General features: G+C 40.8%; 10 protein-coding genes and 1 pseudogene. 4 read left to right on the forward strand and 7 right to left on the reverse strand.

The features are described 5' to 3' along the window. Positions 1–54: 54 nt before the first annotated feature. From fucO to A6B40_RS06230, 3 genes are all read left to right on the forward strand, one after another. Entirely contained in the window at positions 55–1,206 is a 1,152-nt protein-coding gene (gene fucO, locus A6B40_RS06220) for a lactaldehyde reductase (protein ID WP_176671860.1), read from the forward strand. Between the two features lie 304 nt (positions 1,207–1,510). Next, positions 1,511–2,956 (forward strand): aldehyde dehydrogenase, encoded by a 1,446-nt coding sequence (gene aldA / locus A6B40_RS06225; RefSeq protein ID WP_176671861.1) that lies wholly within the window; start codon positions 1,511–1,513, stop codon positions 2,954–2,956. 236 nt (positions 2,957–3,192) lie between these two features. Next, the gene (locus A6B40_RS06230; protein ID WP_025248391.1) at positions 3,193–3,843 is read left to right on the forward strand and encodes a YagU family protein; all 651 of its coding nucleotides are present in this window, start codon (positions 3,193–3,195) and stop codon (positions 3,841–3,843) included. Positions 3,844–3,920: 77 nt separating this feature from the next. Here the strand turns inward: A6B40_RS06230 and trkA are convergent, their stop codons facing one another. The 5 genes from trkA to A6B40_RS06255 all read right to left on the reverse strand — a co-directional run bounded on the left by trkA (position 3,921) and on the right by A6B40_RS06255 (position 10,935). Then, positions 3,921–5,297 carry a Trk system potassium transporter TrkA gene (gene trkA, locus A6B40_RS06235; protein ID WP_025248392.1) on the reverse strand — a complete coding sequence of 459 codons (1,377 nt, stop codon included), beginning with the start codon at positions 5,295–5,297 and terminating at the stop codon, positions 3,921–3,923. Beyond that, positions 5,298–6,632 (reverse strand): 16S rRNA (cytosine(967)-C(5))-methyltransferase RsmB, encoded by a 1,335-nt coding sequence (rsmB, locus tag A6B40_RS06240; protein ID WP_418887708.1) that lies wholly within the window; start codon positions 6,630–6,632, stop codon positions 5,298–5,300. 35 nt (positions 6,633–6,667) lie between these two features. After that, positions 6,668–7,093 (reverse strand): universal stress protein, encoded by a 426-nt coding sequence (locus A6B40_RS06245; RefSeq protein ID WP_176671863.1) that lies wholly within the window; start codon positions 7,091–7,093, stop codon positions 6,668–6,670. Positions 7,094–7,130: 37 nt separating this feature from the next. Continuing rightward, the gene (locus tag A6B40_RS06250) at positions 7,131–9,767 is read right to left on the reverse strand and encodes a TRAP transporter permease (RefSeq protein WP_176671864.1); all 2,637 of its coding nucleotides are present in this window, start codon (positions 9,765–9,767) and stop codon (positions 7,131–7,133) included. Between the two features lie 205 nt (positions 9,768–9,972). Beyond that, complete coding sequence (locus A6B40_RS06255; RefSeq protein WP_176671865.1) at positions 9,973–10,935, reverse strand: TAXI family TRAP transporter solute-binding subunit; 963 nt, start codon at positions 10,933–10,935, stop codon at positions 9,973–9,975. Between the two features lie 350 nt (positions 10,936–11,285). On the opposite strand from A6B40_RS06255, the gene A6B40_RS06260 reads away from it, so the two are divergent. After that, positions 11,286–13,835, forward strand: coding sequence for a TonB-dependent receptor plug domain-containing protein (locus A6B40_RS06260; RefSeq protein ID WP_236966861.1), 2,550 nt, complete (start codon positions 11,286–11,288; stop codon positions 13,833–13,835). Between the two features lie 105 nt (positions 13,836–13,940). Here A6B40_RS06260 and selB read toward each other — a convergent pair whose 3' ends face one another. After that, positions 13,941–15,788 carry a selenocysteine-specific translation elongation factor gene (selB, locus tag A6B40_RS06265; RefSeq protein WP_176671867.1) on the reverse strand — a complete coding sequence of 616 codons (1,848 nt, stop codon included), beginning with the start codon at positions 15,786–15,788 and terminating at the stop codon, positions 13,941–13,943. Positions 15,789–15,881: 93 nt separating this feature from the next. Next, positions 15,882–16,513: pseudogene (pdxH, locus tag A6B40_RS06270) on the reverse strand (pyridoxamine 5'-phosphate oxidase).

Consider the following 16,513-nt stretch of genomic DNA (forward strand, 5'->3'; position numbering starts at 1 on the left):
CTTGCAAGGTTGATAGAACTAAATTCATTTTTTTAAATTAAGAGGAAAATAACTATGGCTAATCGTCTTATTCTCAATGAAACCAGCTATCACGGTAAAGGAGCAATTCAACACATTGTTCACGAAGTGAAAAGTCGCAGTTTCAACAAAGCCCTTGTGGTAACCGACAAAGATCTCATCAAATTCAACGTGGCACAAAAAGTCACCTCGCTACTTGATGCAGAAGGCTTACCTTATGAGATTTTTGATGAAGTAAAAGCTAACCCTGCGGTTGATGTCATTAAAGCAGGGGTAGAAAAATTTAAAGCCTCAGGAGCAGATTATTTAATCGCTATCGGTGGCGGCTCGCCGATTGATAGTGCCAAAGCGATTGGGATCATCATCAACAACCCGGAATTTAGTGATGTATTATCGCTCGAAGGTGTTGCCCCAACCCACCAAAAATGCGTGCCAATTATCGCCGTGCCAACCACTGCAGGTACGGCGGCGGAAGTGACCATCAACTACGTTATCACAGACGAAGAGAAAAAACGTAAATTCGTTTGCGTGGACGTCCACGATGTGCCAGCCGTTGCCGTGGTTGACCCTGATATGATGGAGTCAATGCCGAAAAGCCTTGCTGCCGCAACCGGCATGGACGCATTAACCCACGCTATTGAAGGCTATATCACCAAAGCCGCTTGGGAATTAACCGACGCCCTACACCTCAAAGCGATTGAATTAATCAGTCGCTCACTACGTGGTGCGGTAGAGAAAAATCCAAAAGATATTGAAGGAATGGCACTCGGTCAATATGTTGCGGGAATGGGCTTCTCGAATGTGGGCCTAGGCGTGGTGCATAGTATGGCTCACCCACTTTCTGCTTACTACGACACCCCACACGGTATTGCCAACGCCGTGCTGCTGCCGTATGTGATGGAGTTCAACAAAAACTACACCGGCGAAAAATACCGTGAAATTGCCCGTGCAATGGGTGTGAAAGGCGTTGATGAGATGACTCAAGAAGAGTACCGCAATGCGGCAATCCAAGCGGTGCAACAGCTCTCACAAGATGTCGGCATTCCGCCGAAACTCCACCAAATCGGCGTGAAAGAAGAAGATTTGGTTGCATTGTCTGTGGATGCGTTTAACGACGTCTGCACCGGCGGCAACCCTCGTGATTGCACACCGGAAGAGTTATTAGAAGTATATAAAACCGCATTCTAATTTCAATTCTCCTTGAACCTCAAGCGGTCATCTTTTTGCAAAAATTTGCAAGAAACCGACCGCTTGTTTTTTTGGGGCTTATCACCAACATCACATATCAGATATTACCGAGAAAATGCCCGATTTTTCCATATTTACGGAAAAATCGGGCATTTTCTTTATGATTTTCAACGTGAGGAATGTGATCTTATTCACATTTATGTATCAACATTAACAAGAAAACAACAATTTGTTTGCAAATTTTAACTGCTTAGCCAATGATAATAATGAATTTTCCACAGTGGATAATAACAAGGAGAAACCTATGGTAAAACAGTATCAAATGTATATTAACGGTGAATTTGTCCCGGCGTTAGATGGCCGCACATTAGCGGTTTACAACCCGGCCACTGAGCAGGCTGTTTCTGAAGTACCTCGTGGTGGCGAAGCGGATGCTAAAATTGCGATTGATGCAGCAGAAGCGGCTCAAGAGGCGTGGGAGCGTTTGCCGGCGGTTGAGCGTGGTAAATATTTACGCAAAATTGCGGTGGGCATTCGTGAGCGTGCAGATGAAATCGCTCGCACTATTTCTGAAGAGATGGGCAAAACCTTATCACTTGCTACCGTTGAAGTGCATTTTACTGCCGACTATTTGGACTATATGGCGGAGTGGGCACGCCGTTACGAAGGCGAAATTATCCAAAGCGACCGCCCGAACGAGCATATTTTCCTCTACAAAAAAGCCATCGGTGTTACCACCGGTATCTTACCTTGGAACTTCCCATTCTTCTTAATCGCTCGTAAAGCGGCTCCGGCATTGGTAACAGGTAACACCATTGTTATCAAACCGAGTGAAGATGCACCAAACAATGCGATTTTATTCTCTGAAATCGTGCACAAAATCGGCTTACCGAAAGGCGTATTTAACGTAGTGACCGGTTACGGTAACGAAGTTGGTCCGGAACTTTCAGGCAATGAAAAAGTGGGTATGGTGTCGTTCACTGGTAGCCAATTTGCCGGTCAAAAAGTGATGGAAGCGGCAAGCAAAAACATCATTAAAGTGAACCTAGAGTTAGGTGGTAAAGCACCGGCTATCGTCTTAGACGATGCAGACTTAGACCTTGCAGCGACGGCGGTAGTGAACTCTCGTGTCATTAACTCAGGGCAAGTATGTAACTGTGCGGAGCGTATTTACGTGCATAGCTCCATCAAAGATCAATTCGTACAAAAACTCGTTGAGCGTATGAAAGCGGTGAAATACGGCAACCCGTTAGAGCGTGATGATATTGATATGGGGCCGATGGTCAACGAAAAAGGCTTACACAAAGTGCAAGAAATGGTGAGCCACGCTATCCACCAAGGCGGTAAATTAGTGCTTGGCGGTAAAGCTATTGAAGGCACGGGTTACTATTTCGAGCCGACAATTATCGAAAACGTAGACAACACAATGGACATTATGCGTCACGAAATTTTTGGGCCGGTAATTCCTGTTGCAACTTTTGAAACCATTGATGAAGCGATCAGTTTAGCGAACGACTGCGAATACGGCTTAACCTCATCGGTTTACACCCAAAATATCAATAAAGCAATGAAAGTTACTTCTCGTCTAAAATTCGGCGAAACCTATGTGAACCGTGAAAACTTCGAGGCAATGCAAGGCTACCACGCTGGCTGGCGCAAATCAGGTATCGGCGGTGCAGACGGCAAACACGGCTTAGAAGAATACCTCCAAACTCAGGTAGTTTACCTGCAATTTGATGATAACATTTAAACATTAAGATAAGTGCAAAACCTCATTCGCTCCTCAGAAGGAGGTTTTTTTGTAAGTAAATTGAGAAGAAAGATAATAAATCGTTACATAAATGTTAATCTATTATTTAGAATTAACTCTTTTATGTTATTTAATTTGCTATTTGAATTAATTAGGTTCAAAATACCTTTGCTATTATGAAATGATGTTTCATAAAATAGAGCAACACAACAATTCTTTCAAATTAGGATTTCATTATGAGTATTTTCCAACAAACAAACCCAAATCGCCGCCGTTATGGTTTAGCGGCTTTTATCGGCATTATTGCAGGGATCATCTCTGCATTCGTAAAATGGGGTGCAGAACACCCATTCCCACCACGCAGCCCGATTGATTTATTCACCTCAGCTTGCCCACAACCTGTATTAGATGCAATGAATGCTGCTGCAGATCAAGCCGCTGCAAAAGCGATTGCATTACAAGAATGTTCACGTGCATTTTTAAACCCACCAGCAGTGTTCTTGCGTGATTATGTCGGCATCGACCCTTATAACACAGTTGCCTTTACCTTTGCAGATCACCCATTCAACTCAATCGGTGTGACCCATATGATTTTCTCGTTAGTGTTTGCTATCGGCTACTGCATCGTGGCGGAAATTTTCCCGAAAATTAAATTCTGGCAAGGTATCGGTGCAGGTTTAATCGCAAATATCTGCGTACACTACATCACTTTCCCAGCATTAGGCTTAACCCCACCAGTAGCTGAGTGGCCATTATACGAACATATTTCAGAATTAGTAGGCCATATTTTCTGGTTCTGGACAATTGAGGTTATCCGCCGTGATCTGCGTAACCGCATTACCCGTGAGCCGGATGCAGAAGTACCATTAGATCAACCATTCCGTTAATCTATTGCAAGCGGTTAAATTTCACTAAAAATTTACCAAACAAAAAGAGCATTGTATCACCACAATGCTCTTTCTCTCTATAAGAAAAATACACTAAGTTGGAATAGTTTTTCAATTTCATCAATCTGCTTTTTATCATTCACAAAAATAATCACTCGGTCATTTTCCTGAATGATCGTGGACTTGTGAGCAATAATAACCTCTTCACCCCGCACCACAGCTCCGACAATTGCTCCTTGTGGGAGTTTTAATTCACGGATATGTCTACCCACCACTTTTGAGGAGCTTTCATCACCATGGGCAATAATTTCAACAGCCCCTGCAATACCAAGCTTCAGTGAGGATACTTGCAAAAAATCGCCTTTTCTAACATAGCTTGCAAGAGCTGAAATAGTCGCTTGTTGAGGGGAAATAGCAATATCAATGGTTCCACCTTGAATGAGATGCAAATAAGCAGGACGCTGCACTAAAATAATTACTTTTTTTGCCCCGAGCCGTTTTGCCAATAATGCTGACATAATATTGGCTTCGTCATCGCTCGTTACTGCAAGGAATAAGTCGATATTTTCGATATGCTCTTCAAACAATAATTCTTCATCAGAAGCATCACCAGTTAAAACGAGTGTATTTGAGAGTTTTTCGGCTAATTTTTCGGCTAATTTTGGATTACGTTCAATCACTTTAACTCGATATTGATTTTCCAAATCTCGTGCTAAAGATGATCCGATACTACCCCCACCTACAATCATAATGCGTTTATGCGGTTTATCTAGGCGTTGTAATTCCCCCATTACCGCTCGGATATGTTGAGTCGCACAGATGAAAAAGACCTCATCACCCGCTTCAATAATAGTTGTGCCTTGTGGGACTATTGCTTTGTCTTGGCGAAAAATGGCAACAATGCGAACTTCAATATGGGGAAGATGATCCTTCAAAGCTGAAATTGGATAGCCGACCAAAGGTCCGCCATAATAGGCTTTTACGTTTACAATACTCACTAATTCATTAGCAAACTGCGTGATTTGCAATGCACCTGGATAGTGAATTAGGCGTAAAATATCTTCTTTTACCAAAATTTCAGGGGCGATAATATGGTCGATAGGTAGTACATCATCGTTAAATAGTCGCTCTTTTTCTCTCACATAATCGGCATTTCGGATTCGAGCAATTTTAGTTGGCACGTTAAAGAGCGTGTAGGCAATTTGGCAAGCAATCATATTCACTTCATCGCTGCTCGTTACCGCGACTAATAAATCTGCATCATTTGCCCCAGCATCTCGAAGTGTTTGCGGAGAGGCAAATTCGCCACGAATTACCTGTAAATCGTGCTTGTCTTTTAGCTTATCTAAACGAGCAGGATCGTTATCGACCAAAACAATATCGTTGTCATCGCTCACCAGATTTTCTGCGAGCGTAGAACCTGCTTGCCCCGCCCCTAAAATGATAATTTTCATCTAACTTGCCACTTTTTGTAATTTTGCATAGAAGAAGCCATCGCCACCATTGTGTTGAGGGAAAAACTGTTTTTCCAATATCTTTTCGCCATTAAAATCCATTTCCACTAATTTTGCATTTGGCATTGTTTGCACAAAGCGTTGAATTTGTTCGCTATTTTCCTCAGGTAGCACGGAACAAGTTGAATACAGCAAAATGCCATTAGGTTTGAGCCTATTCCACAACGAATTGAGAATCTTGCCCTGAAGTTCTGCCAATTCAGCAATATCATTTTCTTGGCGTAACCATTTAATATCAGGGTGGCGACGAATAACCCCTGTTGCGGAACAAGGGGCATCTAATAAAATACGGTCGAACATTACATCACCGTCTAACCATTCTTGAGGCTTTGAAGCATCACCACAAATCACAGTTGCACTTTGCTGAAGTCTGACTAAATTTTCTCGCACTCGGTTTAAACGGCTTTCTTCAATATCTAATGCGATAACTTTTGCATTCGGTGCTTTTTCTAAAATATGAGTGGTTTTTCCGCCCGGAGCAGCACAGGCATCTAAAATAGTTTCACCATTTTCTGCTCCCAGCAATTCTGCCGACCATTGTGCGTGAGCGTCTTGCACCGTTGCCCAACCTTGCTCGAAATTGTGTAGTTGATTTACGCTAACCGGCTTATCTAATAGCAAGGCACAATGAGGGGAACAAGCGGTCAGATTTGCTGAATTTTTTGCAACTACATCGCCAAGTAATACGGCATAGTCTTTTGCTTTGATATGTTGCTGATTGACCCTAATCCACATTGGTGGACGTTGGTTGTTTGCCTCCACAATTTCTCGCCAATTTGGATAGACTTTTTTAAGTTTGTTCACCAGCCATTCAGGGTGTAACGTTTGCCAATGTTTATCCACCTTTGCCAAAATTTCGTCCTGCTCTCGCAAGAAACGGCGAAGTACACCATTGGTTAAAGCTCGGAAACTATCTAATTTTAGCGATTTGGTTGCATTAACTACTTCATCAACCGCTGCGTGGGCAGGTACTCGCATATAAAGCAATTGATATAAACCCACCAGCAATAAGCAATGTACTAAACGGGTTTTGCCTTTAAGCGGTTTTTCTACCAATAATTTGATGATCGATTCAAGGCGAGGCAACACTCGGCACACCCCAAAAGTGATTTCTTGTACCAAAGGTAAATCTTTTGGGTCAAGCTGTTTTTGAGCTTCAGGAATAAGGGTTGAGAGCGATTTCCCTTGATCTAACACTTGTAAAATAATAGTTGCACTTACTGCTCGAGAAGAAAGTGCTTTTGTAGATTGTTTTTTCATAAATAAAAATGCCATTCGACAGAATGGCACTATTGTAACTGAATGCGAGATTATCTTAAAACTAAAATTGGCTTGTTTGTATTACGAGCAACTTTTACCGTATTAGAGCTTAATCCTTTTGCTTCCGGCTTACTACTTGCAAGCATTAGGATTAAATCAACCGCTTTCTCATCAGCAATACGGCAAATTTCTTCGTAAATTGTGCCATACGCAACAATGTGTTGCACTTTTGAACCTTCAGGAAAATGTGCCTTAGTGAATTCGTGCAGTTTTTGATTAGCTTCTGCTACAACTTCTTTATCAAAGTTTTTTGGTAAAAACGCTGAAATGAGACTGTTATCCACAGGTTCAATAATAGAAGCCACACGATAAACTGCATTTGGATTATTTGCAGTCATTTTTAACGCAGTATCTACCACATATTTCGCACTTTTAAGATCAGTTAAATCAATGGCAATAAGTATTTTGTTATACATAATAATTCCTATAGGGAGGGAATGCCCTCCCATTTACTTATGATTTTTTCACACGACGACGTTGGTTTGCCACCACGCCAAACACCACTAACAAGGCTGGAATGAAAATCCAATCTTTCGATGGTGCATCTTGTGGAACTGCAACATAGTGAATAGTTTGATCCCAGTTTAAGCCTGCTTTAGCCGCTGGGGAATCAATCTCCACCATATCAATCACCACTTTTGGTGTTTCTACGCCATCAACTTCGATTTTTTCATCAGTTTGAATAAGCGTTAAACCTAAGTTTTTCAAACGCTCTTCGCCGGTTGAACCTTCTGGTACTGGTAATTGAGCGTAGAACTCAATTTCTTTACCGTACGGGTTCAAGCCTTCTACTTTTAAAGTAACATTCTGACCAACCTTGCTTTCAAGTAACTGTTCTGCAAAATGCACTGGTTCAATATGACGTTCAGACGGATAAATTCTATCCATAAAGAAACCTGGACGGAACAATGCAAATGCAGCTACTACAAGCAATAAAGTCTCCCACCATTTGTTTTTGGTAACAATATATTGCATTGTTGCAGAGGTAAAGGCGAGCACCCCGACAGTTGCGGTAATAAATACTACCCAACCGTGTCCTGGATAACGTAAATCAATTAACAATAAGTCAGTATTAAAGATAAATAAGAACGGTAAAATTGCTGTTCTTAAGCTATATTTAAACGCAACCATACCCGTATTAATTGGGCTACCACCTGAAATTGCTGCTGCAGCGAAAGAAGCTAAGCCAACAGGTGGAGTTACGTCTGCCATAATCCCGAAGTAGAACACAAATAAATGCACCGCAATCAATGGCACAATTAAACCGTTTTGGCGACCGACTTCCACAATAACCGTTGCCATTAATGATGATACGACAATGTAGTTTGCAGTAGTTGGCAGCCCCATACCTAAAATCAAGCTGAAGATGGCAACTAAAATCAACATTAGTACAATGTTGCCCATTGATAGTAACTCAATCACACTTGAGAGCTGCACACCGAAACCTGTTAATGCAACAACCCCCACAATAATACCTGCGGTTGCAGTTGCAAGGGCAATACCCGTCATATTACGACCGCCAGCCTCAAGGCTATCTACCACATCTCGAATACCTTGCTTGATAATCTCTTTAGTTACCGTCTCCTTACGGAAGAAATTGAGTAACGGGCGTTGGGTTAATTGAATGAAAATTAAGGTAATTGTTCCCCAGAACGCAGATAAACCCGGCGAAAGCATTTCCACCATTAAGCACCAAAGCAACACAACAACAGGAATGAGGTAATGTAAGCCTGCATTTACGGTTGGTTTTCTTTTTGGTAGAGAGACAATCTCTGAATTTGGATCGTCCGCTTCTAAGTCAGGGTAGTTTGCTACACGGCGAATAGCTAATAAATACCACAAGCCTAAGAATACGCAAACGATAATGAAGGCATAATTTTCAGCAACATTACGAATCCAACCTAAACCGTAGTAAACCCCGATAGCCAGACCAACAATCACTAAAATTGAAGCAACAGTTCTTAACAAGAAAACTAAAATCGGGCTTGGTTCTTCAGCTCTTGGTAAGCCTTGTAAATTCATCTTACAGGCTTCTAAATGCACGATATAAACCAATGCGATATAAGAAATCAATGCCGGTAAGAAGGCGTGCGTAATCAATTGACTATATGGCATATTCACATATTCAATCATCAAAAATGCCGCTGCTCCCATTACCGGTGGCATAATCTGTCCGTTCACGGAAGATGCCACTTCCACCGCACCCGCTTTTTCTTTAGTAAAACCAACACGTTTCATCATTGGAATAGTGAACGTACCTGTAGTTACCACATTCGCAATTGATGAACCGGAAATTAAACCTGTTAATGCAGAAGAGACTACCGCCGCTTTTGCAGGACCACCACGCAAATGCCCTAAATAAGCAAAAGCGGTCTTAATGAAATAGTTACCTGCACCAGCTTTGTCTAACAATGCACCAAACAACACAAACAAGAACACATATTTCGTTGAAACACCGAGTGCAACACCAAACACACCTTCGGTGGTAATCCATTGTTGGTTAATAATTTGGGAAAGTGAACCTGAGCGATGGCTTACAATCCAATCAGCCGGAAAATATTGCCCGAAGAAGTTATAAATCAGGAACACAATAGCAATAATAACAAGCGGCAAGCCTAAGCTACGACGAGTAGCTTCAAGCACTAATAAAATCCCTAAGCAACCTGCGATAATATCTTGTGTATTAGGTGCACCAAAGCGTTTTACCAAGCCTTCATAGAAGAAAATATAGTACAACGCCAAGCAAGCTCCGACTATCGCAAACACCCAATCAATCTTTGGAATACGATGTTTTGGCGAAGTTGCAAAGGCAGGATAAGACAGGAAAGCCAAGAACATCGCAAAGGCTAAGTGGATAGAACGAGCTTTGGTGTCATCTACCACCACATTCAAGTTAATACCTGCTTGGGTAAGCCATTCTTGGAAAACAAATGGCAATGGAGAAGCGTAGTAAATTTGGAAGATAGACCAAAGAATAGCGACATACACAATGGCTTTTTTCGCCAAACCGGACGGAGTTCGACCACCTGTATCGTTTGAAGCGACCATATCTTGTAGGTCATCATAATCAGCTTTAGATTCAACCGACATAATAATTCCTCAAAAAGACAAGCGGTCATATTTGATAAAAAATTTGCAAATTTTCTCGAAAAAAACACCGCTTGCTAAACAAAATACTATGGATAACTTATAGATCAAAAGGAAAAATCGATAAATTATCAACAGCCTTATAAACGCAAAAAACCAGCACGCTAGAAAACGTGCTGATTACGTAGAAGCCTAAGATAAAATCAGATTATTTAATCCAACCCTTCTCTTTATAGTAACGAGCTGCACCTTCATGTAATGGTGCTGAAAGTGCATTTTTGATCATCTCTTCTTGTTTTAAATGTTCAAACGCAGGGTGTAAACGTTTGAAACGGTCGAAGTTATCAAATACCGCTTTAGTTACGTTATACACTTTATCTGCATCAACATCGGCAGAAGTTACTAAGGTTGCATACACACCGAAGGTTTCTGTTGGCTCATCAGAACCTTTATATAAACCGCCCGGAATAGTTGCTTTTGCATAGTATGAGTGATCTGCCACTAATTTATCTATTTCAGGACCAGTTACCGGTACTAATTTTGCATCACAAGATGCTGCTGCTTCTTTTAACGCACCGTTCGGATGACCTACGTTATAAGTGATTGCATCTAAGTTGTTATCACACATTACCGATGCCATTTCAGCCGGTTTTAACTCAGAAGCCACTTTGAAATCTTTATCCGTCCAACCTTTTGCAGCTAAGATAACATTCATTGTTGCACGAGTGCCGGAACCCGGATCACCCACGTTTACACGTTTTGCTTTTAAATCATCGAAAGATTTGATATTCGCATCAGTACGAGCCATTACGGTGAATGGTTCAGGGTGAAGTGAGAAAATAGCACGGATCTTATCGTTTTTCTTACCTTCAAATGAGCTTGAGCCATTATATGCGTGATATTGCCAATCTGATTGTGCAATACCCATATCCATTTCTTTCGCTGCAATTGAGTTTAGGTTTGCAACCGAAGCTCCGGTTGAAGGTGCATTACATTTTAAACCTGTTTTCGCTGAATCACGGTTTACTAATTGGCAGATTGATTGACCCACAACATAATAAACCCCGGTTTGACCACCTGTACCGATAGTTACAAATGTTTCAGCAGCTTGAACTGAAGCTGTTCCCATCACAAGGCTTGCAAGGAAAGAAAGTTTGACTAATTTTTTCATTTTTAACTCCTACATTATCAGGATTAGAAAAGGAATGTATTTATGAACATTGCCCAAACATAACAAGAGATACAAAACTTCTTTGAATTGCATTTGCCTCTTAATTCCAAGTTTTTAGCATAGATTTTTTAATTAGTAAAATTATTTTTTATAATATTCCTATTTAGATTAGAGCATATTTCTATTTGGCCATTCTTCTAACACAAGATCTTATTCAATTATGCAAGTAATTATCATTTTTTTCCTTTTTTTGCTATACTCAGCCCGCGCCATAAAGGCACACTTTTTTTAGTGTTTTTAGAGTGGCGATTCAAATTTAATTACATTTTTTATAGGAAAATTAAGAAAAAATGAAAATCAAAAAATATGTATTCCATCTGACCTGTACAACCCTACTCTGCCCCTTACCTAAAGTATTAGCAGAGGAAGGTTATATGTTAGATACGGTTGAGGTCAAAGCCCAAGCAATAAAAAAAACAGATGAAGTTTTCATTAAAACAGGGGCAATAAGCACCCGAGATAAAATATTGGAATCAAACCAAAGCTTAGAGGCTATCGTTCGCTCTATGCCTGGTGCATTTACACAAATGGATAAATCTCAAGGTGTGGTTTCTGTTAATATTCGAGGAGGTTCCGGGTTTGGGCGAGCTAATACTGTTATTGATGGAATTAGCCAAACTTTCTATGGTAGTTCGACAGATGATGGAGGGCGATCAGGAGGCACATCTCAATTTGGAGCTTTTATTGATCCTGCTTTTTTAATGTCTGTTAATGTGGAGAGAGGAACCTTCAGTGGTAGTAGTGGTGCCAATGCATTACTTGGAGCAGCAAACTTTAAAACCATCGGTGTCAATGATCTAGTTACACAAGGAAATTCCGTAGGTGCTATGTCTAAAATGACTTTTGGTAATAATGCAATAGGCCCAAATTATATGGGTATGCTTGCTAGCAAATACCAATTCAATGACTCTGCTTGGATAGGAGCATTATTTGGGCATAGTTGGCGCAAAATCTCTCAAGATTATAAAGTAGGGGGAGGACGAAAAGTTACGGATAGTTCAATTGACCTTAGTAAAATTAATGATCTAGATAAAGAAAGTTCTACCACCTCACCATTTAATGCAGCTCATTTAAAACAAAAACCAATTAGCCGCCTGGCTAAATTGGAATATGGCGATAAATACCAAACCATCACACTTTCTTATCGTGATTACCAAAGTCAGGTAGCTGGTAGGCATTTAAAAAACCGAAACAACCAGTTAAATTATCGTTTTCACTTGCCCGAATCACCTTGGTTAGATGTTCAAGTGGCCTATGCGGAAAACCAAGGCAAACAAAACTACAATAAAGGGAGCCGAGTTAATAATAAATATTTAATTCAAGGTTTGGCAATTAACAACAAAGCGACAACCTTAGATTTAAATAATACCTTTAAAATGTCTCCGTTTAAAGATGGAGAATGGGAAGCTACATTAGGTTTTAATCGTTTAAAGAACCGCTATAGTAAAAATAGGCATCCTGCAGAATTAAACTATAACTTAGAGAATGGCGAAACTAATGAAAACAATGATTCTGTGGGAATGACAGCCGTTCGTAAATCGCTTTATACTTCAACTTTTCAGCCCGATGGCGAACAGAAGTTCGATACTTTTTATCTCGATAATCACTTTAACTATGGTATATGGGGATTGGATATAAACGCAAATATTAATACCGCCCGGTTTATTGGTCAACGTTTTAAATATTTCCCTTTTACGATTGAAGAATTGGAATCAAATATTAGGGAGGCAAATAGAAACAGGCAGTTTGAACATTTAAAGTCCTTACAATCTCAATTAGACAACTTGCGAAAAAAACATTGTACATATATTCCAGATGAGGATTTTCCTAATGATCCTGAATGGGGAGAGTTTAACTGTCCTGATGTCAATATTCCTCATACAGCAACAGGAAAACATAAACGAATTAATTACTCAGCAACCTTGTCTGCTTACATTCACGATTTATTTACACCCTTTATTAGTTATTCTCAAACACATCGAGCTCCTAATATTAAAGAGATATTCTTCTCTAACTTAGGTGACTATGGTGTAAATACCGCACTACAACCGGAGCAGGCCAAAACAACTCAGTTTGGTATTAATGGACTCAAAGAAGGGGTATTCAGTGAAAAAGATAAGTTAGGATTTAAAGTGCTATTTTATAACACTCACTTAAAAAACTATATTTATAATATACAACATACCGCTGTTGGTAGTGCCCCAGGTTTATTCATTTTCCACAAAAACTATGAAAAACCAGTAAATACCAAAGGGATAGAATTAGAATTTAGTTATGATATAGGTTCTTTCTATGCCAATTTAGCTTATGCCCGTCAAAATACGAATCAACCCGTATCCTTTACAGATGCGAGTTCAAGGGTAGATGCCTCTTCTGCTTATGGTTTTAAAACTCAAGGTTTTGGTTCCAGCAAAATTTCAGCGTTACCAAGAGACTATGGCTCATTGGAGTTAGGTACAAGATGGCTTGATCAAAAACTACAAATTGGTGGAATGGTAAAATATTACGGAAAAAGCAAACGTATTGCGATAGATGAGTTTAACTACACTTATTATCCTGGAACATACATTGTAAAAGAAACTCACCGACTCGAAGAAACTGTAAATAAACAACCTATGATTGTTGATTTTTACGTGAGCTATGAACCAATCAAGTCGCTTATATTAAAGCTAGAACTACAAAATGCCTTTGACAAAAAGTACATTGATCCTCTTGATGCCAATAATGATGCAGCAAGTCAGAGGGTTTACAATTCTGATATCAGTGATGAACCTATTTATACGCTCAATAATTATGCAAGAGGGAGAACTGTAGTATTTAGCACAAGTTATAAATTCTAAATTGCTGACGAAGTAAGGTTATAAGCCTTATTAATAAAATCTATATAGAAAGAAGTGGTGGGCAGATATGCCCACCATTATCATCTAATACAGCGAAGAAAGGATTTAAAACGTCTCCCTATCCCTCAGTAAATGCACATCGCCTTTGCGTCTTAAAAAGCCCGAACGGTCGAAATATTCAATCAACTGCACCGTGAGTTTTCGTCCATAATTGAGTTGATCTCGCAGCTGGTTCACCGAAATACTACCGTGTTCCGCCACAAATTCTTTAATCAACACCGCAAATTCAGCGATCTGTTCACTCAACAAGAATCGGTCTTTCACAATCGGAATCAAATAGCCGAGCTTGCCAGCCTTGTAGAGCAAATTCCGCATTTCGGTTTCATCAACCGAGAGCGAACTTGCCACATCACGCACCCAAAGGGCTTGGTTAGTTGCCTCGAAAAGCGGTCGAATTTGTTGCCAAAGTTGCAATTCGCTCACCGTAAATTCAATGCGATGCTCGGGTAAATGTAGCCAGCCACGGCTGTTGGTTAACTGTTTTTGCTCAACCAAATCATCAATAAATTGATACGCCAACAGCTCCGGCAAATCTAACAACGTAATGCGATACAGGCGGGCTTTCGTCACCCCAATTTGGTCTTGATGTTGCTGATGATATTCGGCGATTTTCGCCATCACACGCTGCTGAGCTTCGGTTTTAAAACTCGCATTAAATACCCATTTTGAAGAAGTGTCGAAATCCAACGCCGCCACATCGTTGGCAAAACATTGTTCCGCCCATAAGAGGAAATCCAACGCCGCCGCTTTATTCTCTAAAACGCATTTGACCCGAGCGGCAAAATCGTTGCAAGCGGTCGTTTTTGCCAGATTTTTTACCAACGCCAAACGCTCGTCAGTGCGTTTATGACGTTTCGGCGAGTGGATTTCCAACACTTCCGCCCCGGCTAAAGTTTGGCTGTCATCGCCGCTGCGTAAAATGATTTTGTCGCCCACCGCAATGTGCAGCGGCTCGTCTAAAATCACTTCTGCAAAAAATTGCTGATTTTTGACCGCTTGTTTTGCCTCAAGCAAATTGAGTTTGCCGGTAATGTGCGAAGCGAAGTGGTAAAAATGCACCACGCAGTTTTCTTTAAAGGTTTGGTTGGCAGTGAGGGCAACGGTAATGCGGTCGGTGGCGAATTTCGGCTCAAGCTCGGTGATCCAATCGCCACGCTGAATCTCCTCTTTTTCCACATTCGCAATATTCAACGCCAAACGCTGACCTGCCACACCGATTTCAGACGGCGAATTTTGAGCGTGAATCGCTTTCACTCGCACTTTTTTGCCGTTGGATAAAAACAGCTCCGAGCCCACCGCTACCTTGCCTGAAACCGTTGTTCCCGTAACCACCAAGCCAGCCCCTTTTACATTAAATACACGGTCAATCGCATAACGGAACGGTTTATTGATTTGCGGATTTTGCTGATTGAGTTGAATTAAGTGGGCTTTCAGCTCCTCAATACCTTGCGAGGTTTTAGCAGAGGTCACAAAGGTTTTTGCCTCCGCCAAGAACGGATAAGTGGTTTTCACCTTTTCGATTAATGCAGAAATTTGCTCGGCTTCAACACGGTCGGCTTTGGTAATCACCACCATAATGTGCTGAAAATTCAGCAAGCGGAGAATATCCAGATGCTCTTCGGTTTGCGGTTTAATGCCCTCTTCGGCAGAAATCACCAACAAAGCGTGTTTAATGCCGCCCAAGCCGGCCAACATATTCGATAAAAACCGCTGATGCCCCGGCACATCAATAAAGCCTAAAATATCGTTCTCAATCGGTAAATAAGCATAGCCCAAATCAATGGTCAGCCCTCGTTTTTGCTCTTCGGGCAAATGAGTGGTATCCGTGCCGGTTAAGGCGTGTAAAAGCGAGGTTTTGCCGTGATCGACATGACCGGCGGTGCAGATAATCATAAATAACCCTTCTAATCATAAATCATTGTTTGATGGTATCTAATAAAAAACGAACAGAGGCAAATAGTATTTGCCTCTATACTTTTGCAATAATTATGGTGATAGCCTCACCTTTTCCCATTCCCCTGATATCAATCGATATTGAATGCGGTCATGCAGGCGACTACTTCTTCCTTGCCAAAATTCAATGCAATCTGGCATTAAAATATAACCACCCCAATGTGGTGGGCGAGGTACTTCCAGCGGAAATTTCAACGCAAACTTAGCTGATTTCAATAATAAAACTTTGTAGTTATCAATCGGTTGGCTCTGCTCGCTTGCCCAAGCTCCTAAACGGCTAGTGTAGGGACGAGAAGCAAAATAGATATCGGACTCAACTTCTGGAATTTTCTCAATTCGCCCTTCCACTCGTACTTGTCGTTGTAGTTCCGACCAAAAGAAAGTAAGACTACCAAACGGATTTTCAGCAATCTCCAGACCTTTTCGGCTCTGATAATTAGTAAAAAATACAAATCCCTGCGAATTAACTTCTTTTAGTAATACCATTCGGCTACTCGGGCGACCATTCTTTGCAATAGTAGCAATATTCATTGCGGTCGGTTCATTCACTCTAGCGTTGATTGCCTCACTCAACCATTGCTCAAATTGTGTAATTGGACTTAAGTGACAATCTTTAATAGAAAGTGCTTTTTTGTGTAATCTTCTCTAATGTGGTGAAGATCCAT

It is taken from the genome of Mannheimia varigena (assembly GCF_013377235.1).
GTDB classification, from domain to species: Bacteria; Pseudomonadota; Gammaproteobacteria; order Enterobacterales; family Pasteurellaceae; genus Mannheimia; species Mannheimia varigena.